Source organism: Bradyrhizobium viridifuturi (assembly GCF_001238275.1).
Classification (GTDB): Bacteria; Pseudomonadota; Alphaproteobacteria; order Rhizobiales; family Xanthobacteraceae; genus Bradyrhizobium; species Bradyrhizobium viridifuturi.
The window spans coordinates 45,218-66,245 of the sequence record NZ_LGTB01000025.1 but is presented as its reverse complement, the minus strand read 5'-3'; the positions used below and the strand labels follow the sequence as shown (position 1 = coordinate 66,245).

21 protein-coding genes and 2 pseudogenes are annotated in these 21,028 nt (G+C 64.5%); 10 read left to right on the top strand and 13 right to left on the bottom strand.

Translation table 11 applies throughout. The annotated features are described in order from the left end of the window. Positions 1–47: 47 nt before the first annotated feature. Together ALC15_RS22655 and ALC15_RS22650 are read left to right on the top strand one after the other, a co-directional pair. Positions 48–1,232, top strand: coding sequence for an acyltransferase family protein (locus tag ALC15_RS22655; protein WP_050629169.1), 1,185 nt, complete (start codon positions 48–50; stop codon positions 1,230–1,232). 267 nt (positions 1,233–1,499) lie between these two features. After that, on the top strand, positions 1,500–1,760 hold the full coding sequence (locus ALC15_RS22650) for a GlsB/YeaQ/YmgE family stress response membrane protein (protein WP_050629168.1): 261 nt from the start codon (positions 1,500–1,502) through the stop codon (positions 1,758–1,760). A 92-nt stretch (positions 1,761–1,852) separates the two neighbouring features. On the opposite strand, the gene purL is transcribed toward ALC15_RS22650, so the two are convergent. After that, the gene (gene purL, locus ALC15_RS22645; protein ID WP_050629167.1) at positions 1,853–4,084 is read right to left on the bottom strand and encodes a phosphoribosylformylglycinamidine synthase subunit PurL; all 2,232 of its coding nucleotides are present in this window, start codon (positions 4,082–4,084) and stop codon (positions 1,853–1,855) included. 174 nt (positions 4,085–4,258) lie between these two features. On the opposite strand from purL, the gene ALC15_RS22640 reads away from it, so the two are divergent. The 3 genes and pseudogenes from ALC15_RS22640 (at position 4,259) to ALC15_RS22635 (ending at position 7,257) form a co-directional block, all read left to right on the top strand. Beyond that, positions 4,259–4,750, top strand: a complete 492-nt coding sequence (locus ALC15_RS22640) for a PaaI family thioesterase (RefSeq protein ID WP_050629166.1) — start codon at positions 4,259–4,261, stop codon at positions 4,748–4,750. 138 nt (positions 4,751–4,888) lie between these two features. After that, positions 4,889–5,371: pseudogene (locus tag ALC15_RS47645) on the top strand (hypothetical protein); the annotation flags it as partial. Between the two features lie 167 nt (positions 5,372–5,538). Further along, positions 5,539–7,257 carry an alkaline phosphatase family protein gene (locus tag ALC15_RS22635; protein WP_244486213.1) on the top strand — a complete coding sequence of 573 codons (1,719 nt, stop codon included), beginning with the start codon at positions 5,539–5,541 and terminating at the stop codon, positions 7,255–7,257. A 75-nt stretch (positions 7,258–7,332) separates the two neighbouring features. On the opposite strand, the gene ALC15_RS22630 is transcribed toward ALC15_RS22635, so the two are convergent. After that, a complete protein-coding gene (locus tag ALC15_RS22630) occupies positions 7,333–8,046 on the bottom strand; it encodes a glutathione S-transferase family protein (RefSeq protein WP_050629165.1) in 714 nt (237 codons plus the stop codon). Positions 8,047–8,154: 108 nt separating this feature from the next. On the opposite strand from ALC15_RS22630, the gene ALC15_RS22625 reads away from it, so the two are divergent. From ALC15_RS22625 to ALC15_RS22615, 3 genes are all read left to right on the top strand, one after another. Beyond that, positions 8,155–8,529, top strand: coding sequence for a winged helix-turn-helix transcriptional regulator (locus ALC15_RS22625; protein WP_050629164.1), 375 nt, complete (start codon positions 8,155–8,157; stop codon positions 8,527–8,529). Then, positions 8,526–8,879: a putative quinol monooxygenase gene (locus ALC15_RS22620; RefSeq protein WP_128089557.1), complete on the top strand. Its 354-nt coding sequence runs from the start codon at positions 8,526–8,528 to the stop codon at positions 8,877–8,879. Before ALC15_RS22625 ends, ALC15_RS22620 begins: the two co-directional genes overlap by 4 nt. A gap of 72 nt (positions 8,880–8,951) precedes the next feature. Further along, positions 8,952–9,935, top strand: a complete 984-nt coding sequence (locus ALC15_RS22615; RefSeq protein ID WP_050629162.1) for a DMT family transporter — start codon at positions 8,952–8,954, stop codon at positions 9,933–9,935. 289 nt (positions 9,936–10,224) lie between these two features. On the opposite strand, the gene ALC15_RS22610 is transcribed toward ALC15_RS22615, so the two are convergent. Genes ALC15_RS22610 through purC form a run of 5 tightly spaced genes read right to left on the bottom strand, consistent with a single transcriptional unit; the run spans position 10,225 to position 13,531 of the window. Beyond that, a complete protein-coding gene (locus ALC15_RS22610) occupies positions 10,225–11,202 on the bottom strand; it encodes a tripartite tricarboxylate transporter substrate-binding protein (RefSeq protein WP_050629161.1) in 978 nt (325 codons plus the stop codon). A 5-nt stretch (positions 11,203–11,207) separates the two neighbouring features. Continuing rightward, positions 11,208–11,909, bottom strand: a complete 702-nt coding sequence (gene purQ / locus ALC15_RS22605; protein WP_050629160.1) for a phosphoribosylformylglycinamidine synthase subunit PurQ — start codon at positions 11,907–11,909, stop codon at positions 11,208–11,210. Positions 11,910–11,913: 4 nt separating this feature from the next. After that, positions 11,914–12,492 carry a hypothetical protein gene (locus tag ALC15_RS22600; protein ID WP_244486212.1) on the bottom strand — a complete coding sequence of 193 codons (579 nt, stop codon included), beginning with the start codon at positions 12,490–12,492 and terminating at the stop codon, positions 11,914–11,916. A gap of 13 nt (positions 12,493–12,505) precedes the next feature. Then, complete coding sequence (purS, locus tag ALC15_RS22595) at positions 12,506–12,748, bottom strand: phosphoribosylformylglycinamidine synthase subunit PurS (protein ID WP_021077860.1); 243 nt, start codon at positions 12,746–12,748, stop codon at positions 12,506–12,508. Positions 12,749–12,763: 15 nt separating this feature from the next. Then, the gene (gene purC, locus ALC15_RS22590; protein WP_016843454.1) at positions 12,764–13,531 is read right to left on the bottom strand and encodes a phosphoribosylaminoimidazolesuccinocarboxamide synthase; all 768 of its coding nucleotides are present in this window, start codon (positions 13,529–13,531) and stop codon (positions 12,764–12,766) included. Between the two features lie 349 nt (positions 13,532–13,880). Here purC and ALC15_RS22585 point away from each other — a divergent pair, with 349 nt between their 5' ends. After that, entirely contained in the window at positions 13,881–14,204 is a 324-nt protein-coding gene (locus ALC15_RS22585) for a DUF1476 domain-containing protein (protein ID WP_050629159.1), read from the top strand. A gap of 30 nt (positions 14,205–14,234) precedes the next feature. On the opposite strand, the gene ALC15_RS22580 is transcribed toward ALC15_RS22585, so the two are convergent. Beyond that, on the bottom strand, positions 14,235–15,179 hold the full coding sequence (locus tag ALC15_RS22580; protein WP_050629158.1) for a LysR family transcriptional regulator: 945 nt from the start codon (positions 15,177–15,179) through the stop codon (positions 14,235–14,237). A gap of 113 nt (positions 15,180–15,292) precedes the next feature. On the opposite strand from ALC15_RS22580, the pseudogene ALC15_RS22575 reads away from it, so the two are divergent. After that, positions 15,293–16,122, top strand: a pseudogene (locus ALC15_RS22575) (isocitrate lyase/PEP mutase family protein). A 242-nt stretch (positions 16,123–16,364) separates the two neighbouring features. Here the strand turns inward: ALC15_RS22575 and ALC15_RS22570 are convergent. From ALC15_RS22570 to ALC15_RS22550, 5 genes are all read right to left on the bottom strand, one after another. Next, entirely contained in the window at positions 16,365–17,282 is a 918-nt protein-coding gene (locus ALC15_RS22570; protein ID WP_050629157.1) for a tetratricopeptide repeat protein, read from the bottom strand. A gap of 293 nt (positions 17,283–17,575) precedes the next feature. Further along, positions 17,576–18,064 (bottom strand): cyanase, encoded by a 489-nt coding sequence (cynS, locus tag ALC15_RS22565; RefSeq protein WP_050629156.1) that lies wholly within the window; start codon positions 18,062–18,064, stop codon positions 17,576–17,578. Positions 18,065–18,163: 99 nt separating this feature from the next. Continuing rightward, on the bottom strand, positions 18,164–19,042 hold the full coding sequence (locus ALC15_RS22560; RefSeq protein WP_050629155.1) for a sulfurtransferase: 879 nt from the start codon (positions 19,040–19,042) through the stop codon (positions 18,164–18,166). 96 nt (positions 19,043–19,138) lie between these two features. Next, the gene (locus ALC15_RS22555; protein WP_050629154.1) at positions 19,139–20,251 is read right to left on the bottom strand and encodes an acyl-CoA dehydrogenase family protein; all 1,113 of its coding nucleotides are present in this window, start codon (positions 20,249–20,251) and stop codon (positions 19,139–19,141) included. Between the two features lie 35 nt (positions 20,252–20,286). Continuing rightward, on the bottom strand, positions 20,287–20,829 hold the full coding sequence (locus ALC15_RS22550) for an OsmC family protein (protein WP_050629153.1): 543 nt from the start codon (positions 20,827–20,829) through the stop codon (positions 20,287–20,289). Between the last annotated feature and the right edge of the window lie 199 nt (positions 20,830–21,028).

Genomic DNA, 21,028 nt, shown 5'->3' with positions numbered 1-21,028 from the left:
CGGGTTCCCGATTGCAACATCAGGGTGCAGACCCGGCTGGGGGCACCATGAAATCGATTGCTCACGCGGCTCCGGCCGTCGACGTCCAGGCAGCTCCGAAGCTCCACAAACGCAACGTCGCCCTCGATCGTGCGCGCACCTTCCTGACGCTGGTCGTGCTGCTGCACCATGCGGTGATCCCCTACACCCATTTCGGGCATACCGACCCGACCTCGTGGATCGGCTTCGATTGCGTGGTGCTCGCTACCGACAGCTTCTTCATGGCGATGTTCTTCTTCCTGTCGGGGCTGTTCGTGTGGCCCGGGCTCGGCCACAAGCCGTGGCTGATCTTCCTGCGCGACCGGCTGCTGCGGCTCGGCCTGCCCTTCGTGATCTGCGCCTTCACCGTGATTCCGATCGCCTATTACGCGATCGCGCTGCGTGCGACGCCGGAGCTGACCTTCTCCGAATTCTGGTGGAGGACCATGATCTACGGGCCCTGGCCGAGCGGCCCGATCTGGTTCGTCTGGGTTCTGATGGCCTTGGACCTGACGGCAAGCGTGCTGTACCGGGTGTCGTCGCGCCTGCTCGAACCGATCAACCGCCTTTCGGTCAAGGGATTTCAACGTCCCTCGAAGTTCTGGCTGTTCATCGTGGTCGTCAGTGCCGCCTTCTATTTGCCGATGCTGGTGCGTTATGGCCAGAACTACTGGTTCGAGCTCGGACCGTTCTCGGTGCAGGCCAGCCGGGTGCTGCTGTATGCGTGCTACTTCTTCATCGGTGCGGGGATCGGCTCGGCGAACTTCGAGAACGGGCTGCTCAGCGCGCACGGACGGCTGACCGAGAGGCGCTGGTTCTGGACCGGCATCACGCTGATCCCCTATGCGTTGATGTGGGTGATGATCTACATCAAGCGCGAGATCATCGGTAACCCCGATCCGCTGCCGGGCTGGTACCTTGCGATCTACGGCAGCTTCTACGTGCTGTTCAGCGCCTCGATCCTGTTCGCGATCCTGGCCTACTTCCTGCAATCGAAGGCGGCGGGCCCGACACTGCTCGATCGCATGCAAGGCGATGCCTACGGCATGTTCCTGGTGCACTATCCGATCGTGCTGTGGCTGCAGTACTGGCTGTTCGACATGGAGTTGCCGGCGATCGCCAAGGCCGCGATCGCATTCTTCGCCACCATTGCGCTGAGTTGGGCAGCCACCGCCGTGCTACGCAAGATTCCGGGCTCGAAATACGTGCTTTGATCACGCTCCTCGCCGCCGCGCTTCGCGGCGCGGGGGGCGCGGGCGATCATGATGTAGAGGTCGGCAGCACGAACAGCGTACCGATCACCACGTTGCTGCCGATGACGAAACGGCTCGCCGCAGCGTCGGGATGGAGCAACGGCGCGAAGCGGCAGGCTTGACGGCAAATCGCGACCGACAAGTTGCGCACAACCTGCCATTGGTCACATCCCGTCGAGTGATTCTCGGTTATGCTGGCCGGACTGCTTGACCCTAGGGAGTCCTGAGATGAACGACCCTCAAGTTGGATGGATCGCCGCGATCATCGTCGGCGGATTGGCCGGCTGGCTTGCCGAGATGATCATGAAGTCCGGCACCGGCATCTTCATGAACATCATCCTCGGCATCGTCGGCGCGGCGTTGGCGAACTGGCTGCTGGGTCTGCTCGGCGTGTCGCTCGGCGGCGGATGGCTCAGCTATCTGATCGCCGGATTCATCGGCGCCTGCATCATCATTTTCGCATGGCGCGCGATCCGCGGCGCGACCTAGCGTCCGGTCGCTTCGGCTTGCGTCCGAACAAGACAATGGCGCGATGATCAATTCATCGCGCCATCATTGAGGGCTTGTGCGGCAGCGCCTGATCAGGCCGCAGTGCTGCGCATGTAATTCGGCAGCCAGTGCTCGAAGGCGCGAGAGAGGCTGTCGACGGTCACCGGCGGCTCGCCGGCGACCGCGATCGCATCACCCCCGGTGGTGCCGATCCGCGCGCAGGGCACGCCGGCGCCCTTCATCTTGGCCAGCACGAGACCGGCGTCGGCAGCGGGCACGGTGACGATGTAGCGGGCCTGATCCTCGCCGTACCAATAGGCATGCGGCACGATCGAGGACGGCGCCGCCAGGAGCTGCGCGCCGATGCTGCTCGCGATCGCCATCTCGGCGAGCGCAATCAGGAGCCCGCCGTCGGAGACGTCATGCACCGCGGTCGCGGTGCCGGCGCGGATCATGCCGCGCACCACGTCGCCGTTGCGCTTCTCGGTGGCGAGATCGACCGGCGGCGGAGCGCCCTCCTCGCGGCCACAGACATCGCGCAGGTAGACCGACTGGCCGAGCCAGCCCTGGGTATCGCCGATCAAGAGGATCGCCTCGCCCGCCGCCTTGAACGCCAGCGTCGCGGACTTGGTGAAGTCGTCGAGCACGCCGACACCGCCGATCGAGGGGGTCGGCAGGATGCCGCGGCCGTTGGTCTCGTTGTAGAGCGAGACGTTGCCGGACACGACCGGGAAGTCCAGCGCGCGGCAGGCCTCCGAGATGCCCTTCAGGCAGCCGACGAACTGGCCCATGATCTCGGGCCGCTCCGGGTTGCCGAAATTGAGATTGTCGGTGATCGCGAGCGGCCGGCCGCCGACCGCGGTGATGTTGCGCCAGGCTTCGGCGACCGCCTGCTTGCCGCCCTCGAACGGATCGGCCTCGCAATAGCGCGGCGTGACGTCGACGGTGAGCGCAAGCCCTTTCGGCCCGTCCTCGACGCGGACCACTGCGGCATCGCCGCCGGGACGCTGCACGGTGTTGCCGAGGATGACGTGGTCGTACTGCTCCCAGACCCACCGCTTCGAGCACAGTTCGGGGGTACAGATCAGCTTGGTCAGCGCGTCTGCAATGCCGAGCGGCGGCTTGACGTCCTGGGCGCGGATCACCGGCAGCGCGTTCGAGGCGACATGCGGACGATCATAGACCGGCGCCTCGTCGCCGAGCTCCTTGATCGGCAGATCGGCCATCACGTCGCCGCCATGCTTGACGACGAAGCGCTTGGTCGGCGTGGTGTAGCCGACGATGGCGAAATCGAGCCCCCATTTGCGGAAGATCGCCTCGGCCTCTTGCTCCTTCTCGGGCCTGAGCACCATGAGCATGCGCTCCTGGCTCTCCGAGAGCATCATCTCATAGGCGCTCATGCCGGTCTCGCGGGTCGGCACCGCGTCGAGGTGGAGGTCGACGCCGAGATCGCCCTTGGCGCCCATCTCGACCGCCGAGCAGGTCAGACCCGCCGCCCCCATGTCCTGGATCGCGACGACGCAATCGGCCGCCATGATCTCGAGGCAGGCTTCCAGCAGCAGCTTTTCGGCGAAGGGATCACCGACCTGCACGGTCGGGCGCTTCTCCTCGGACGCGTCGTCGAATTCCGCCGAGGCCATCGAGGCGCCATGGATGCCGTCGCGGCCGGTCTTCGAGCCGAGATAGACGATCGGCATGTTCACGCCGGAGGCCGCCGCGTAGAAGATCTTGTCGGCATCGGCGAGGCCCACCGCCATCGCGTTGACCAGGATGTTGCCGTCATAGCGGGTGTGGAAGCGGACCTGGCCGCCGACCGTCGGCACGCCGAACGAATTACCGTAGCCGCCGACGCCCGCGACCACGCCGGACACCAGGTGCCGGGTCTTGGGGTGCTCCGGCGCGCCGAAGCTCAGCGCGTTCAGGCAGGCGATCGGTCGCGCGCCCATGGTGAAGACGTCGCGCAGGATGCCGCCGACGCCGGTGGTCGCGCCCTGGTACGGCTCGATATAGCTCGGGTGGTTGTGGCTCTCCATCTTGAAGACCACGGCCTGGCCGTCGCCGATGTCGATCACGCCGGCATTCTCGCCGGGGCCCTGGATCACCCAGGGCGCCTTGGTCGGCAGCCCGCGCAGATGGATGCGGGACGACTTGTACGAGCAATGCTCGTTCCACATCGCCGAGAAGATGCCGAGCTCGGTGAAGGTCGGAACTCGCCCGATCAGCTTGAGGATGCGCTCGTACTCGTCCGGCTTCAGCCCGTGGGCGGCGACGAGTTCGGGGGTGATCTGGGGCTCGTTCTTCGGATCATTCTTGGGCGCGGTCATGGGACCCTTAATAGGTAGATCGAACGGGGGCGAAAAGGCCTTTTACGGCCCATTTCCGGCCTGTCCAGAGCTTTGCGGCGGTTGGGCGCGGCTTGGGGTCGGCACCCGGGATTTGCACAATGGGGATGGATCGGATTTAAGGACCCGAACCCGATAATTGAAGGCCCAGATTTCGTGAACGAACTCGCCCCGACCGCACTCAACACCGCATTCAACCGCCGCCCCGACCTGCATGTCGAAACCGAGGGCGAATTCGCCGGCTGGCGAACCTGGACTCGGGACAATTTCGAGACCCATACCGGCCCGTTTTACCACCGCATGGACGAGAACGGCCGCATCTCCTGCGCGTTCCGGGTCGCCAAGAAGCACCTCAACGGCTCCGGCAACGTCCATGGCGGCTGCTTCATGACCTTCGCGGACTACTGCCTGTTCGCGCTCGCCGGTTCCGTGCTCCAGGGCCCCGGCGTCACGGTCTCGTTCGCCTCGGAATTCCTCGACGCCGCCCGCGAGGGCGATTTGATCGAATGCACCGGGGAAGTCACCCGCGCCGGCATGTCGCTGATCTTCGTGCGCGGCATGCTGACATCGGCCGGGCGGCCGCTGTTCACCTTCTCCGGCACCATCAAGCGGGTGAAGCGCAAGGCGCCTGCGGAGCCGACAGCGTAAGCGCGCGCGTCACCGCTTCGTGCGAGAACGCTTCAGGTCCGTGACCACGCGCCGTCATCCAACCGTTACATCGACACGCACTGACTAGAAAGCAGAGCGCTAGCGCGTTGCGTTCACGCGCGATCTTCGCGTAAAGCAATGCACACTGCAGTTGTGACGCGCAAATGCGCTGTCGTTGCGTCGTCGCGCATGCGTCACATGGCCGTCAGCCAAGCGTCCGTAGATTGCCGAACGGTTTCCGTTTGTGCATTCGCGCAGCGAGCTTGGGGCATTCTCATGAAATTGAAAACGTTGGTTTCCGCCACGACGGCGATGACGCTTGTCGCATCGCTGGCGTGGATCGCAACTCCGGCGCGCGCCGGACAGGACGGCGATAATGGCGATCGCGGCAGCGATTCCCGCGGTCACGATCAGGATCAGGACCAAGATCATGACGGCGGTCATCATGGCCGCAAGTCGCGCGTGGTGTTGATCTCGCTCGACGGCGCAAAACCCGATTTCATCCAGAAATTCATCGAGGAAGGTGTGCTGCCGCGCGACGGCGGTCTCGCCCGGCTCAGCCGCCACGGCGCGGTGGCGTTGCAGAACGTAACGGCGTCGCCGTCGCTCACGGCGGTGTCGCACATCGCGATCGCGACCGGTTCGACGGCGGTTCATAACGATATCCCCTCGAACACGTTCCAGCCGATCGTCGGGCCGATCTCCAGCAGCATCAGCGGTTTTGCGGCGCCGATCGGCGGCTACAGCGAAAGTCCGCTCGGGCCGACGGCAAACCCGACGGCGCAGCGTTGTGGGTTCAGCTGCGCCAGCAGGGCAAGAAGGTCGTCACCGCGACCTGGCCCGGCGGCGACGGCGCCGACATCTCCATCAACAAGACCGTGGTGCAGCCGGCGCAGCCGACCCGCGTCACCGACTTCACGGTGCCGTTCGGCGCGTTCGGCGGCATCGGCGCCCAGGGCTTTACGCTGTCGCGCAGCGACTTCACCGCCGATCCGGGCATCGTGGCGGCGCTGCAGGCGGCCGGTCATTTCTCGTTCAGCCCGGTGCTGGTGACCTCGGCGCCGGTCGAGACGTTCTCGTGCTCGGCCGCGGCAACCGCGACCTGCACCAATGCGTCGACGCTCGACGTGAAATATTCGATCCGTGTCGCCGCGATCGACACGACAAATGACCGCAAGGTGAATTACGACACGCTGGTGTTCTTCGACGAGAACCGCGGCATCACCGCAGGGCCGTTCCACGCGCCCTCGACCGGACCGGCCTATGTCAAGTTCGGCGGCGAGAACGCGCCGTTCTTCTTCGAAGGCAGCGGCGCCAAGGTCGGCGCCGCGTACTTCGTCTCGGCGCTGTCGCCGGACCTCTCGGTCGTGCGCTTCGCCCGCTACGGCGCCAACTACATTCCGCGCAACACGCCTGTCCTCGCCGATGTCGACGACATCAACAACAATATCGGGTTCTGGCGTCCGCAGGCCGACTTCCGCATTCCGGAGCGCCTGAGCCCGGGCTTCACGGGCTTCCCCGACCTCGAGATCGAGACGATGTTCGAGGACATGGTGAAGACCTTCGTGCGCTACCAGGCCAATATCGGCGAGCGCGCGATCAAGGCGCATCCGGATGCCGACCTCGTCATGGTCTATATCGAGCAGCCGGATGGCTCCGAGCACCAGTTCCTGCTCACCGATCCGCGCCAGGGCACCAGCCCGACCGATCCGAACTCGATCGGCGCCAACCAGGATCCAGCCAAGGTCAAGCGCTACGCCTCCTACATCCGCTTCGCCTACCAGACCGCCGACAAGGCCGTGAGGCAGATTGCCGAGGCCGCGGGCCATGACAGCAACGTCGTCGTGGTGTCGGACCACGGCTTCGCGCCGTTCCACACCTCGGTCAATCTCACCAACATCCTGCGCAATGCGGGTATCGACACCAGCAAGGTCGGCATCCGCACCTCGGGTCCCGCCGCCGACATCTACGTCAACCTGCAGAACCGCGAGCTCGGCGGCACCGTGGATCTAGCGACCTACCGCGCCCTGGTGGCGCAGATCACCGATGCGGTGAAGAACGCGGTCGATCCCAATGCGCGCTTCAACTATTCGCTGAGGGATCAGCGCATCTTCACCGTCGTCGAGACCCGGCCGCTGCAATGCGACGCCGGCACCGGACAGTGCACCAGCAAGACCGTCGGCCAGGACTATGGCGACGTGTTCGCGCTGATGGCGCCCGGCTACAATTTCGACGGTATCCAGAACCCCGGCGTCGCGCGCCAGGGCGATGCGCCGTTCAATTCGGCCACCACCGCGCTGTCGATACCGAACTTCTACGGCGCCCATGGACACGATCCCGAGCTTCCGGTGATGAGCGCGACGTTCATCGCCGCGGGGCCGCAGATCCGGAAGGACACCGTGGTACGGCACATGCGCAACATCGACGTCGCGCCGACCATCATGCGGATGCTCGGCACCACGCCGCACCAGGTCGATGGCGAGGTGCTGAACGAGGTGCTGCGCTAGCATCCTTTCGGCAAATTCCTGGCGGTGGACGCCAAGCCGCGTCCACCGCCTCGCAATCCCGCCTCCGGGAATCACTCACGCGCGCGGCGTGCCGAACCGCTCGATCACCTCGGCAAGCGCAACGTGACCGAGGCAAGCGCCCGTTCCCGGACTGCTGTCACCGTTCTCCAGCGCTGTCGCGTAAATCACGGCCGGATCGGCCTCCAGGCGTGCGCGAAGGGCGGCCAGTTTCGGCCAGCGATTGCGGTCGGCGACGGCGTGGAATTCGAGCCAGCGCGCGACACCGATCAGCAGCCCATCCGCCAATGTCGGATGGTCGCCGAGCAGAAACGGCGCATCCCCGATCAGTTCCTCGAGCCTGTCGTGCCGCTGCACGACATTGCCCTTCCCCCACTGACGCAGCGCCGACTGCATCGTCGGGGCCGGCGATTGCATCTCCAGCGCCGCCCACAACGGGCTGAACGCCGCGGTGAAGCCGGTGTTCACGAACGCAATCAGCAAACGCATCCGGTCGACCTCGGGCGACAACGGCTCGAAGCTGATGCGGCGCTCGGTATCGCGCGCCGCGAGCCAGCTTGCGATCGCCATGTTCTCGGTGAGCACCCTGCCCTGGTCGGTGACGAAGGCCGGCGTCTCGTGCCGCGGATTGATCCGCGCATAGGAGGGATCGCGCATTTCGCCGAGCATGTCGACGCGGCAAAGGCGGTAGGGCTTGCGCAGCCATTCGAGGGCTGCAACGAGCCCCATGGAGCTTCCGAGCGGGAAGCCATAGATAAGGATAGGTTCCATGATGTGGTCTCCGGTGATGATCTGACGATCACGCTGCGCAGCGGAGCCGGACCCTATTCGCCACATCCGGGATGTAAATTACGCACCTTTTTGTAACCACGAGCCGCCATGAAATCTCTCGTCTCCCGCTGCCCGATCGAAGAAGTGATGCAGATCCTGAGTGGCCGCTGGCCGACGCTGCTGATCTATTATCTGAAGCAGGGCACCAAGCGCTTCAGCGACCTGCGCCGCGACAACCCGACCATCTCGCACAAGATGCTGACCCTGGAGCTGCGCAAGCTCGAGGACGCCGGCATCGTCGAGCGTATGGAATTCCAAGGATACCCCTTGCGTGTCGAGTACGAGCTCACGTCGGCCGGGCATCGGCTGGTGCCGCTGATCGATGCCCTCGGCGAATGGTGGGAAGCAACCGCTGAAGAGGGGCTACAGGCCGACACCGCGAATGGCGAGAGCGCGGTTGCGAAAGTCTCGCGGCCTGATTGATACTGCCGCATGCACGCGTCGTTTCGAATATGCCGCAGGGCAGAATTGCGAGTGAGCCGATGCCATTCTACTTTTTCGCACAGTTTCACGCTGCTCCGGGACAGGAACGCGCCGTCGAAGCCGCGCTGCGCCAGGTCGCGGCGCCCTCGCTCGCAGAGACCGGATGCAGGGATTTCCACGTCTTCCGCGGCAGCCGCGACAGTGCCCGCTTCGTCATTCACTCGATTTGGACCGATGAAGCAGCATTCGATTTACACGCCACGCTGCCGCATACCGTAGAATTCCTCCATACCGTAAACCGGCTTGTCGATCGCCCGCCGGACCTGTGCCGCAGCGAGATGATCGTGTGAGGCGCCGAAGACTCTCCGCTGGCCTAAGCTGCAGTCCCGAAGTATCAGTCTCCTGGCAGGGAGCCAATCAAGGTGCCGAAGAGCACAGCTAGAGCGGGCGGCGTGACGGCTCCCGCGATCACACCCACGGCGTCGACATCGGCGCCGGGCGCGCGCGGCTGGCGCGACTATGCGCTGCTGCTGGCGCTGGCCTGCTGCTGGAGCTCGACCTATCCGCTGACCAAGATCGGGCTCGGCTCGATCCCGCCGGTCACCTTCATCTCGGCGCGCTCGCTGGTGGCCGCAGCTTTCCTGCTCGTGGTGCTGCGGATCCGCGGCATCCGCATCCCGACCGACATCAAGGCGTGGAAGCTGTTCGCCTTCCAGCAGACCATCAACTCGACGATCCCGTTTTTGGTGATCACCTGGGCGCAGCTCTACGTGCCGGCGTCCAACACCGTGGTGCTGGCCTCGACCACGCCGATCTTCGCCTTCCTGATCACCTGGGCGATCACGCGGCACGAGCCGGCCTCGCTGCTCAAGCTGGTCGGCGCCATCCTCGGCCTCGCCGGCACGGTCGCGATCATCGGCCTCGACGCGCTCTCGGGCTTCGGCAAGGAAATATTCGCCGAGATCGCGATCCTGCTCGCCACCATCTCGTTTGCCTGCGCGACAATCTTCGGGCTGCGACTCTCCGATTATGATCCGATGGTGGTTGCCGCCGGCTCGCTGCTGTTCGGCGGCACCGTGCTGTTGCCCGTCGCCCTGATCGTCGACCATCCCTGGACGCTGCACCCGACGCCGCAAGCGCTGGTCGCCACCGTCGTGATGGGCATCTTCTCCAGCGCATTCGGGTTGATGCTGTTCTACATGTGCCTGACGCGGCTCGGCACGCTGACGACGAACGCGCAAGGCTATCTGCGCATCCCGATCGGCGTCGCATTGTCGGTGATCCTGCTCGGGGAATCCGTGCCGTCGAACCTGGCGCTCGGTCTGGTGTTGGTCATGTTCGGCGTCGCCGCGATGACGGTGCCGGCAGACGCGGTGAAGCGCTGGCTGCGACTACGATCACAGTGAAGATGGCTTGTTCGCGACCGCAAGCCGCGGCGCCGGCGGCAGCGGTTGAGACGAGCATGCGATAGCTATCGCGCTTCGCAGCCGGCCTTACGCTCCTGTTCAGCACGCTTTGCCTGCTCTGATCTCGCCTGCATTTCCTCCGGCCGCGGCACCGGCAACGAGCCAAGCGAGCGCCATGCCGGCGCAGCAGCGCAAGACAACACGGCGCATGGCCGCATCCCCGATCAGACCTGAATGCAGGCTTGCCGTAGACTGTGTTTACAATAGGGAGTTGCGCGCCGCGGAGGCACTACTTCTTGTCGTCCGCGAGCAGCGTGCGGTATTTCGCGACGTCGCGCGTCACCAGTTGCTGCAACGCCTCGGGTGCGAGCTCATCGGCGTCGGGCGCAACCGTCGACAGGTCGACGAAGCGCTTCTTCACCGCTTCGCTTGCGACCGCGGTGCGCGCGGCGGCGTTGAGCTTGGCGACGATCTCGGGCGGCGTGCCCTTCGGCGCGAACAGGCCGTTCCAGCCCTGCGCCTCGAACTCGGGCAGCCCGGCCTCGCTCGAGGTCGGCAGCTCCGGCAGCGAGGCGAGCCGCACCGTCGAGCCGACCACGACCGCCTTCACCAGCTTGTCGTCGATCGCCTGCGACACCGAGGCCGCGGCATCGCAGACCCCGTCGATCTGGCTGCCGATCGCATCCGTCAGCGCGAGCGCGGCGCCGCGATAGCCGACCAGCTGCACGTCGATCCCGGCAGCATGCACGAAGCTCTTGCAGATCAGGTAGTTCGACGAGCCGACGCCGGCGTGGCCGAGATTGACCTTGCCCGGATTCTTCTTGGCGTAGTCGATGAAGTCCTTGAGGTCCTTGGCCGGGAAATCCTTGCGCAGCGCGACGATGCCGAAGGTCTTCGCCACCACGGCGATCGGCGCGAAGGAATCGGGCGTGAACGACAGTTTTGGATAGATCGTGTAGGTCGCGGCATTGGTGCCGGCATTGCCGATCGCGATCGTGTAGCCGTCCGGCTCGGCGCGCGCGGCGCGGGTCAGCGCGGTCGAGCCGCCAGCGCCGCCGACATTCTCGATGATGATGCTCTGGCCGAGCGCCGCGCTCATCTGGTCGGCGACCGCGCGCGCAATCACGTCCGAGGTGCCGCCGGCGGTGAACGGCACGATCATCGTGATCGGGCGCTTGGGAAAGACCTGCTTTGGGAGATCCTGGGCGTTGACTGCCGACGCAAAAACGAGTGCCGCAGCAGCGGCAAGGCACCACCGCCCCAGCATTTCCGTTATGCCGCCTTCTCGAACTGCTGGACCAGCCCGGCGAACAGGCCACGGCCGTCGGTGCAGCCCATGATCTCTTCGACGTGATTTTCCGGATGCGGCATCATGCCGAGCACGTTGCCGCGCTCGTTGACGATGCCGGCGATCGAATGCGCGGCGCCGTTGAAGTTGGAGGCCTCGTCGACCACGCCATCGGTCGAGCAATAGCGGTAGAGCACCCGCCCCTCGCCCTCGAGCCGCTTCAGCGTTTCCTCGTCCGCTTCGTAATTGCCCTCGCCATGCGCCACCGGCACGCGGATCACCTGGCCGGCATTGTAGCCGCGGGTGAACGGCGTGTCGGAGCGCTCGACCTTCATGTGCACGTCACGGCAGACGAATTTCAGCCCGGCATTGCGCATCAAGACGCCGGGCAGCAGGCCGGACTCGCAGAGGATCTGGAAACCGTTGCAGACACCGAGCACCAGCCCGCCCTTGGCGGCGAAGTCGCGCACCGCGTCCATCACGGGCGCGCGCGCTGCGATCGCGCCGCAGCGCAGATAGTCGCCGTAGGAGAAGCCGCCGGGCACCACCACGAGGTCGGTACCCCTGGGCAGCGCGGTCTCGGCGTGCCAGACCATCGCGGTCTCGTTACCGGATGCGAGCTTGAGCGCGCGCGCCATGTCACGCTCGCGATTGATGCCGGGGAAGACGAGGACGGCTGATTTCATCGGATCACCTGGTTTTGGGCGCCAGCACGAGCTTCGCTGCGGCGGCAAACTTTGCGTAATTGTCGTTGCTGGCCTTCTCGTCGCGCGCCGAACTGATCAGGCTGGCAGAGCCTTGTCCGCCGATCAGCAAGCCGCTGACTTGATACTCGCTTGCGCCATCGGCCGTCACGGTCAGACGCCGTGCCTTGAACATGCGCGGCGTCGCCGTGCCCTTGTCGCCGTCAACGCCGAGCAGCGTAATCCGCTGTCCGGGCGTCCGCTGCTCCAGCGCCTTGATGATCTGCTCCTGCCCTGCACGGAACTGGTCGAGCGTCATCTGCTTTCCGCCGGTATAATACCGGTAGCTCACCTTGGAGCCCGCGCCGCAGGACGACTGCGCGCAGCGGAACATGTGCACATCTGAGCCGCGGCGCTCGTAGCTCCATCCGCTGACCGTGAACGGCGGCGCCTGCGTCGCGGCGGAAGGTGGCGGCGGCGCCGATTGCGCCGAGACACCGCCGCTTCCAGCAACCGTCAGCAGGGCAGCCAACAACGATCGGACGACGATACGGTCACCGCCAGCAGCGAGGGTGGCTGTTGTCATCTGGCTCGCCCGGCTAGCTCAGGACCTCGACCCGGTAGTTCTCGATCACGGTGTTCGCCAGCAGCTTGTCGGCGGCGGCCTTCAGCGCCGCCTCCGCCTTGGCCTTGTCGGTCGCGGCGAGCTCGATGTCGAACACCTTGCCCTGCCGAACGCTGGCGATGCCATCGACGCCGAGCGACTTCAGCGCGCCCTCGATCGCCTTGCCCTGCGGATCGAGGATGCCCGACTTCAATGTGACAGTGACGCGTGCCTTCACGATTGCCCCTTAAACTTAGCTCTTCACCAGCACCGGGCCGCTGCCGGCCGGACGCTCGTTTTCGATCAGGATGCCGAGCCGTTTTGCCACCTCGGTATAGGCTTCCAGCAGACCGCCGAGATCGCGGCGGAAACGGTCCTTGTCGAGCTTCTCGTTCGACTTGATGTCCCACAGCCGGCAGGAGTCCGGCGAGATCTCGTCAGCGACGATGATCCGCATCATCTCGTTCTCGAACAGCCGACCGCACTCCATCTTGAAATCGACGAGGCGGATGCCGATGCCGAGGAAAAGACCAGTCAGGAAGTCGTTGACACGGATGGCCAGCGCCATGATGTCGTCGATCTCCTGCGGCGTCGCCCAGCCGAACGCGGTGATGTGCTCTTCCGACACCATCGGGTCGTTGAGCTGGTCGTTCTTGTAATAGAACTCGATGATCGAGCGCGGCAGCTGGGTGCCCTCCTCGATCCCGAGCCGCTGCGACAGCGAGCCGGCGGCGACGTTCCGCACCACCACCTCGAGCGGCACGATCTCGACCTCGCGAATCAGCTGTTCGCGCATGTTGAGGCGGCGGATGAAGTGGGTCGGCACCCCGATGTCGTTGAGGTGCTGAAACAGGTACTCCGAAATCCGGTTGTTGAGGACGCCCTTGCCCTCGATCACCTGGTGTTTCTTGGCATTGAACGCAGTCGCGTCGTCCTTGAAGTGCTGGATCAGGGTTCCCGGCTCGGGGCCTTCGTAAAGCACCTTGGCCTTGCCTTCATAAATGCGGCGTCGACGGCTCATTGGGATGTACCGTGTTTTGTTGAAATCCATGAATTTGGGTGCTCCGGATGACTTGGGGTTACGACCCACGACGGAGCTGCCGCGGAGGCCTGGAACCTGAGCTATCCAACTGGAAACAGAACAAGAACCACACCTGTTGGCAACCTATCCGATTGGCCCATTCAGCACAATCGATAGTGCCCCCTTGCGGGTACTTATACCGCCCTATCGAAAAGGGCCGATTCCGCCTGTTTTGCCTGCGGCTTAACGGCTCGTTGTCTTGCCGATTCCTCCCACCTATCTAGGCAGGCATCGGGGCTGCCGCAACGGAGCTGCGGCCCGCATTCAGCAGGGGATTGGAACTTCGGCCATGAGCGAATTCGACAAGCGCGAGGAAGGTTTCGAGAAGAAGTTCGCCCTCGACGAGGAGCAGAAGTTCAAGGCGGAAGCGCGCCGGAACAAGCTGCTGGGCCTGTGGGCCGCCGAGAAGCTCGGCATCACGGGCGACGCGGCCAACGCCTATGCCAAGGACGTGGTGGCCGCCGACTTCGCGGAAGCCGGCGACAATGACGTCCTGCACAAGGTGCTGAAGGACCTCACCGCCAAGGGCCAGCCCGCCACCGAGCGCGATATCCGCGCCAAGATGGACGAGCTGCTGGCCGTGGCCGTGGCCCAGGTGAAAGCGGGGACCTAGGTTCACGCCCGGCTACGCTCCCGTCATCTGCTACGCGCGCCGGACATTGTTCCGGCGCGACGCGTTTGTACCCCTCGCCCTGGTGAACTCAGCGCGGATGATGTCGAGCAGACGGCGCGACGCGGCGCTGAGGAAGCCGCCATGCCGCGTCACCGCGACGACCTCGTGGCTTGCGCTGAGATTGCCGACGCGAATCGTCGCGATCGTCGAGGCGCGCAGCTCCTCCGCCGCATTGCTTTGTGACAAGAGCGCGATCCCGAGTCCGGCCTCGACCAGCCGCTTCTGCGCCGTGAGGCTGTCGACCGGCGTCCAGTCGATCTCGCCGAGCCCGTGGGTCAGGAACAGGGCGAACACGTGCGAGGCGGCGATCTCCCGCCGTCCCGGCACCTCGGGAAACGCGATCCATCGCTCGTCCCTCAGATCGGCGAGCCTGCCGACCCGGCGTCCGGCCAGCGGATGGTCCGGCGCACAGACCACCCCGAGCGGCTCGGCGAACAGCACCTCGCAATCGAGGTCAGCTGAGCGGTCGCGATCGTAGCGCAGCCCGATGGTCGCCTCGCCGCGCCGGATCAAATCGCTGACCTCCGCGCTGGTCGCAGTGCGCAGCGTCAGCGCGACATCGGGATGCCGGCGGGCGAAGCGCTTCAGCACCTTCGAGAGCCGCTCGCCCGCAAGTGTGCCCGTCACCGCCAGCGCCACCGGACCGGAATTGTCGCGCAGCAGCGCGCGCACCGCGTTCTCGGCATCCTGCGCCGCCGCCACCGCGCGTTCGGCATAGGGCACCATCACCCGTCCGGCATCGCTGAGCCGCGTCTTGCCTCCGATGCGCTCGAACAACGGCACACCGAGCTCCTGCTCGAGCAGCGCGATGCGCCTCGATATCGCAGGCTGCGAGCGATGCAGCGCCTTGGCGGCATTCGAGATCCCGCCGCGCCGATGCACCACCAGGAACGTGTTGAGCGCGTCGCTATCCATTGCCGCCTCATGCAAAAAGCTGATGATATCGAGAGAAATAACAAATTTGTCTGATAGTCGAAACCGCCCTATCGCTACTGCCAGTCGCTTTCTTCCAACCATCAGGAGTTCACATGCGCACCCAGGCAGACAAGGCAGCACGGTTTCGCGAGCTGCATCAGCGGAGCGGTGCCTTCATCATTCCAAATCCGTGGGACGCCGGCACGGCGAAGCTGCTCGCGGCGATGGGCTTCGAGGCACTCGCGACCACCAGCCTCGGGGTCGCCAACACGCTCGGCCAGTCCACCATCAGCCTCGATGCCATCATCGAGAACTGCCGGGTGATAGCGGAGGCCACCGACCTGCCGGTCAATGCCGACCTCGAGAATTGCGGCGCCGACGACCCGACGACCGCGGCAAAGGCGATCGCGCGCGCGCCGAAGCCGGCGTCGTCGGCGGCTCGATTGAGGATTCGACCGGCAATCGCGAGCACCCGATCTACGACTTCTCGCTCGCGGTCGAGCGGGTGCAGGCGGCGGTCGAAGCGGCACGGGCCCTGCCGTTCCCGTTCACGCTGACGGCGCGGGCGGAAAACTTCCTCTGGGGGCGCCAGGATCTCGACGACACCATCAAGCGCCTGCAGGCCTTCGAGGCGGTCGGCGCCGACGTGCTCTATTCACCGGGTCTGTACGACCTCGGCACCATCAAGACCGTGGTCTCGGCACTGAAGCGGCCGTTCAATCTCGTGATGGGTTTTGCCGATCCGACCCTGACCGTCGAGCAGTTGTCGGCCGCCGGCGTCAAGCGCATCAGCGTTGGTGGCGCGATGGAGCGCCACGCGCTGGCTGCATTCCTGCGATGTGCCCGGGAAATGAAGGACAATGGCGCGTTCACCTTCGTCCGCGACATGGCACCGGTGAAGGAGGTGCGCGAAGCGTTCGTTGCGGGGTCAGCGGCACCTTGATGACCATCATCACGGCGAGTCGACGGATCGCGCCAACGCGCGCCCGATAACAAGCCCAGCGAAGCATCCATCGCGCAACGCGCAGTGGGACGGATTTGTTTCGTCCACAAAGTGCCTTGCAACTTCTCCGCTCGCTCGTAGCAACGACGGCTGAAACCGCTACGCGCCGCGGGCGATCCTGCAGTGAATTGCGAGTAACGGACAGAGTCAAAGGGCCCCATCGTGGGTCCCCGTTCGGGCGGTCACGGACTAGCGCGCAACGTTTTGAGTTCGATGGCGGCAGCCCAGCCTTCGACAAAGGGCTTCGGACAATCGGCTGCGGCCAACTCAAGCGACCGCCTCGCGTCATCCCTGGCGCCGCGCTGCAAGGCAAGCTCCGCAACATAGAAGTTCGCCTCGCAGACTTTGCTTCTCTTCTTTTCTGGATTGGAATCATCGGCAGCGTCGAGCACTTGCTGCGATGTCAACGTGCCCAGAAAGAGGTTGACGATCGGGGCGGGCCACTTCGTCATGTCGAGATGCGTTGCCACGTCTGCCAACCGGCTCGGTTGATCACTGCGCCGGGCAATGATGTCGCGCCACAAGGCCGCATAAGCGCTTTTCGGATTGAGCCGACCTGCCTCGTCAAAATCCGCCAAAGACTGGGAAAGGGACCCGCGCTGCCAATGGATCATAGCGCGACCAAAATACGCGAATGCGAACGTAGGATTGATCTCGATCGCTTTGCTGTAATCAGCGATACCATGATCAAGCTCACCCTTCGCTCGATACGCGTCCCCGCGATAGATATAGGCAAACGAGCCCTTTGGCTCGATCTCGATCACACGGGTGTAGTCTGCAATCGCAGGGTCGAAGTTGCGCTGCCTGAAATATGCGGCTGCACGTACCTGGAGTCCCTGCACGTTGTTGGGGTAGGAATGAAGAAACTGTGAGACGTCGGCGACGGCGGCCTCAAAATTCTGCTCATCAAAATGCGCTTGGCCGCGAAGATAGTAAGCCCTGCTGTAAGCCCAGCTATCAGATCTCGAGGCCAGCGCGGCAGTGCAACCTGAAATCCGCTCCGAAGGTGGAATTTTCTCGATACTCAGGCACTTTGCCCAGTCCTCGGTGGAATTCGCTCTGACGCCTGGCAACGATAGACTCGTTGCCAACACCGCCATCGCACCTGCAAATAGGCCGCATGTACTTCGTTTCACGTGACTTCCCGCCCCGACCGACAGTCAAGTGAGATAGCATGAGGTTGCAGGACGAGTCAGCAGCTACTTGTATTTGCGATAGCGCGCTCCATTCGGAAAGGCGCGCAGAAAGCGACGCCTTATGTATCCCGGAAATAGTATCGATTGAGAAGGTGCGAACGGAGTTTGAGCGACGGGCCTCACCCTGTCGTTCCGGGATGATCCAAGGGGACCAAACCCGGAATCCTTATGTTCCGGATCGCCGCTCCGCGCCGCCCTCACCCTTCCTTGAAGCCGTATTCCGGCACGTTGCCGCTGGCACCATAATATTTGTAGGGCAGGAACTTGCCGCTCATGGTGATCTTGACGCGATCGCCCTTCGGATTGGCGACGCGCTCCATCGCCATGTCGAAGTCGATCGCCGACATGATGCCGTCGCCGAACTCCTCCTCGATCAACGCCTTCCACGCCGGGCCGTTGACCATCACCATCTCGTAGAAGCGGTAGATCAGGGGATCGGTCGGCGGCATCGGCGTGCCGGTGCCGCGCATCGGCACCTCGTTGAGCATCGCGGTCTCGGCCTTCGACAGGCCGAACAGCTCGCCGGCATTGGCCGCCTGCGGTTTTGTCAATTTCATCTGGCCGAGGATCGCGCCAACGATCAAGACCTCGGAATAGCCGCCGATCTTCTCGCAGATATGCTTCCAGCTCCAGCCCTTCTCGCGCTTGATGTCGAGCAGCTTTTCGGTGAGGTCTTCGCGTTTCATGAGGCTTCCTCCGTGGGGACCGGCACGCAGTAACGACGCCGGCATTGATCAGCGTCCGGCCGCATCTTATGCCGCCGGACGCCGACAAACATGCAGATTTTATGCCGCTTTGCCTGTTACGACGGCAGCGGTCGGCAAGCCTTCGTCGATCGGCAGTGCCGGATCGCGCGACCATTCGTTCCAGGAGCCGAAGTACATCCGCACGTCCTTTACGCCGGCGTTCTTCAGCGCCAGGAAGGTGTTCGAGGCACGTGCCCCCTTGAAGCAGTAGAGATAGACCGGCGTGGTCTGCGAGATGCCGACGGTCGCGCATTCGGCGAGGATCTCGTCCTTTGACTTGAAGCGCGGCCCCTCGCCGGTCGGCTTCATCATCCGATACCATTCGAGCCAGACCGCGCCGGGGATGCGACCCTTGCGCGGGCAGAAATCCTTCCCGTAAGGCGACGAGCTCTCGCCGATCCACTCGTCGACGTCGCGCACGTCGAGGATCGCGACACCCGGCTTGCCGACCGCCGCCAGCATCGCCTTGGCATCGATCATGATGTCGCCGGCCTCCGGCACGATGGCGAATCCGGCCTTCGCCGGCACCGCAACGTCAGTCGTGACCGGCAGGTCCGCCGCCTTCCAGGCATCGAAGCCGCCGTGCAGCACCTTGATCTTGGGATAGCCCAGCATCGCCAGCAGGTAGTAACCGCGGCAGGACTGGCCGAAACCGGAATTCATCGACTGCTCGTAGATCACGGCAGTCTCCTTGCCGGAGAGGCCGGCGGCGCCGAAGGCGTCGGCGAACTTGGTCTTCAGCGCGTGCATGCCCTCCGGCGTCGAAGTCGCAAGATAGGTGAAGATGTCATGCACATTGACCGCGCCGGGCAGATGTCCCGCCGCATAGGCATCCGGATTGCGCGTGTCGATGACGACACACGGCTCCTTTGTGACGAGCTCGGCTAGTTCGCCGGCGGTGATCAGAACGTCCGTCATGGCTCTCTCCTGTTTGCGGTTGCAGTCGTGGTGGTCCCGAACTTGTTTGAGCATGATCTCTTCGGAAAACCGGTCCCCACTTTTCCGGATCATGCTTCAGCCGTCCGCCAGCATCTTGCGCAGCTGCTTGGTGGCGGGCGTGACGATGGCGACGAAATAGGCTTCGCGCAGCCGGCGCTGGGCGCGGTGGCTCATCAGGTAGCCGCGCGCGCCGCAATGGAGCATCGCCGCATGCGCGACCGCGACGCTGGCATCGCCGATACGCAAGCGGAGCGCGACGACGCGGCGCCAGTAGCTATCGTCGGCGTTGTAGGGATCGCCCGCCAGCGTCATCGCCTCCTTCTCGAACTCGGCATAGAGCTCGCGGAATTGCAGCGGCTGCTGCGGCAGATAGCGGTTGACGTGACCGAGCGGCGCGTGGACCTCGTCCATGATGTTGATGCAGTCCCGCATCAGCCCGAGGCCGATGCCGGCCTGCAGCAGGATGAATCCGGCGCGGATCTTCCTGACGAAGGGAGCGGCGGGCTCGGCGAGGATCAATTCATCCGGCACGAACACGTCGCGGAACTGAACGCCGTAGGTGCCGGTGCCGTCCATCGCCAGGAACGGCTTGCACGGCGTCAGCGTGATCGCGGGATCGGAGCAATCGGCCAGGAACATGACCGTGCCGCCGTCCTCCTCCTCGCGCTCGAAGATGGTGCCGAAGTAATGGCCGGGCCCGAGGTTCGACACCCAGGGCAGCGCGCCGCGGACGATGTAGCCGCCGTCGACCTTGCGACCCCTGAGCTTCAGCCGCTCGATGCCGAAGAAGCTCTTCATGGGGTTGGAAAGCCCGGTGCCGCCCAGCACGCGCCCGCGGGAGAAGCAGTCGCCGAAGCGCGCGGCGAGCTTCACATTGGTGGAATTGGCGACGTACCAGACCAGCGTGTTCTGGCACCAGGCCATGAAGGCGGTGGCGCCACAGACCTCGCCGATCGCGGCCATCGACTGGATGGCCCAGCGCAGGTCGGCGGGGCCCTCCTGCGGCACATGGCTGCTCCACGCCCCGACCTCGCCGAGCCGGCGCAGGAATTCGCCGGGATAGATTGAGCCGGCATCGATCGCGGATGCGATTGGTGCCAGCTCCTGGCGGGCGAGGCGCGCGACCTCGTCCGTGATGGTCGGTGCGGGATCTTGAGCTGCGACCCGCGACAAAGCCAGTGAACCCATGGGTGATCTCCGCACCTTGAATTGCCGATTGGCGCCTAAGCGCTGACCTCGAGATTGACGGGGCGGGTGAAGGTGTTGGCGACCGGCGACCACTTCTTCACATGCGCCACCAGCGCGTCGATCTCGCCCTGCGCGATGCCTTCACACTCCATGTCGACCTTGACGCGGACGTCGGTGAAGCCGACCGGCTTCTCGCTGACGTCGCCGGTGCCCCACACCGCCGTGATGTTGAGGTCGCCCTCGAGCTCGAGCTCGAGCTTGTTGACGATCCAGCCGCGATGCACGGCGTTGGCGTGCAGGCCGACTGCAAGGCAGGAGCCGAGCGCGGCGAGCGAGGCTTCGGAGGGATTGGGCGCAGTGTCGTCACCAAGCAGGCCCGGCGGCTCGTCGACGATGTAGGGCGCGAGGTTGCGGATGTAGTTGGCGTGGCGGAACTTGCCCTCGGCCACCGTCTTGCACTTCAAGGTCTTGACGACCTTCGGGTTGGCCTTGCCGTTGGCAATGAGCTGCTCGAGCCCGCCTCTGTCGATCGGCGCGAGGCAGCCGGTCAGTGCGGTTTTCTGGGCGACAGCGGTCATCAGTTTTCTCCCTGGGAGCGATGGAATTGGTCAGGATACCGAACGGTCTGTTTCCTGCACGAAGCGTGCCAGTCCGGCCCCAGATCAAAAGGCGAAATTCCGCAGGCGCTTAAGGGGGTCTGCCTGCGGATTGATCAGCGCCGTCTTGCTCAATCGCCAAGCAGATGCCGCGGGCCTGCGATTATTTTCAGCGCAGGAA

Bases quoted from the DNA above. Each gene is read 5' to 3' on its own strand.
- ALC15_RS22610 (WP_050629161.1), bottom strand. From the start codon at position 11,202: ATGCTGGGGCGGTGGTGCCTTGCCGCTGCTGCGGCACTCGTTTTTGCG.
- ALC15_RS22550 (WP_050629153.1), bottom strand. From the start codon at position 20,829: ATGACCGCTGTCGCCCAGAAAACCGCACTGACCGGCTGCCTCGCGCCG.
- ALC15_RS22630 (WP_050629165.1), bottom strand. From the start codon at position 8,046: ATGGAACCTATCCTTATCTATGGCTTCCCGCTCGGAAGCTCCATGGGG.
- ALC15_RS22560 (WP_050629155.1), bottom strand. From the start codon at position 19,042: ATGACGGACGTTCTGATCACCGCCGGCGAACTAGCCGAGCTCGTCACA.
- purC (WP_016843454.1), bottom strand. From the start codon at position 13,531: ATGAGCCGTCGACGCCGCATTTATGAAGGCAAGGCCAAGGTGCTTTAC.
- ALC15_RS22585 (WP_050629159.1), top strand. From the start codon at position 13,881: ATGAGCGAATTCGACAAGCGCGAGGAAGGTTTCGAGAAGAAGTTCGCC.
- ALC15_RS22625 (WP_050629164.1), top strand. From the start codon at position 8,155: ATGAAATCTCTCGTCTCCCGCTGCCCGATCGAAGAAGTGATGCAGATC.
- purQ (WP_050629160.1), bottom strand. From the start codon at position 11,909: ATGAAATCAGCCGTCCTCGTCTTCCCCGGCATCAATCGCGAGCGTGAC.
- ALC15_RS22650 (WP_050629168.1), top strand. From the start codon at position 1,500: ATGAACGACCCTCAAGTTGGATGGATCGCCGCGATCATCGTCGGCGGA.
- cynS (WP_050629156.1), bottom strand. From the start codon at position 18,064: ATGAAACGCGAAGACCTCACCGAAAAGCTGCTCGACATCAAGCGCGAG.
- ALC15_RS22600 (WP_244486212.1), bottom strand. From the start codon at position 12,492: ATGACAACAGCCACCCTCGCTGCTGGCGGTGACCGTATCGTCGTCCGA.
- ALC15_RS22570 (WP_050629157.1), bottom strand. From the start codon at position 17,282: ATGGCGGTGTTGGCAACGAGTCTATCGTTGCCAGGCGTCAGAGCGAAT.
- purL (WP_050629167.1), bottom strand. From the start codon at position 4,084: ATGACCGCGCCCAAGAATGATCCGAAGAACGAGCCCCAGATCACCCCC.
- ALC15_RS22580 (WP_050629158.1), bottom strand. From the start codon at position 15,179: ATGGATAGCGACGCGCTCAACACGTTCCTGGTGGTGCATCGGCGCGGC.
- ALC15_RS22655 (WP_050629169.1), top strand. From the start codon at position 48: ATGAAATCGATTGCTCACGCGGCTCCGGCCGTCGACGTCCAGGCAGCT.
- ALC15_RS22555 (WP_050629154.1), bottom strand. From the start codon at position 20,251: ATGGGTTCACTGGCTTTGTCGCGGGTCGCAGCTCAAGATCCCGCACCG.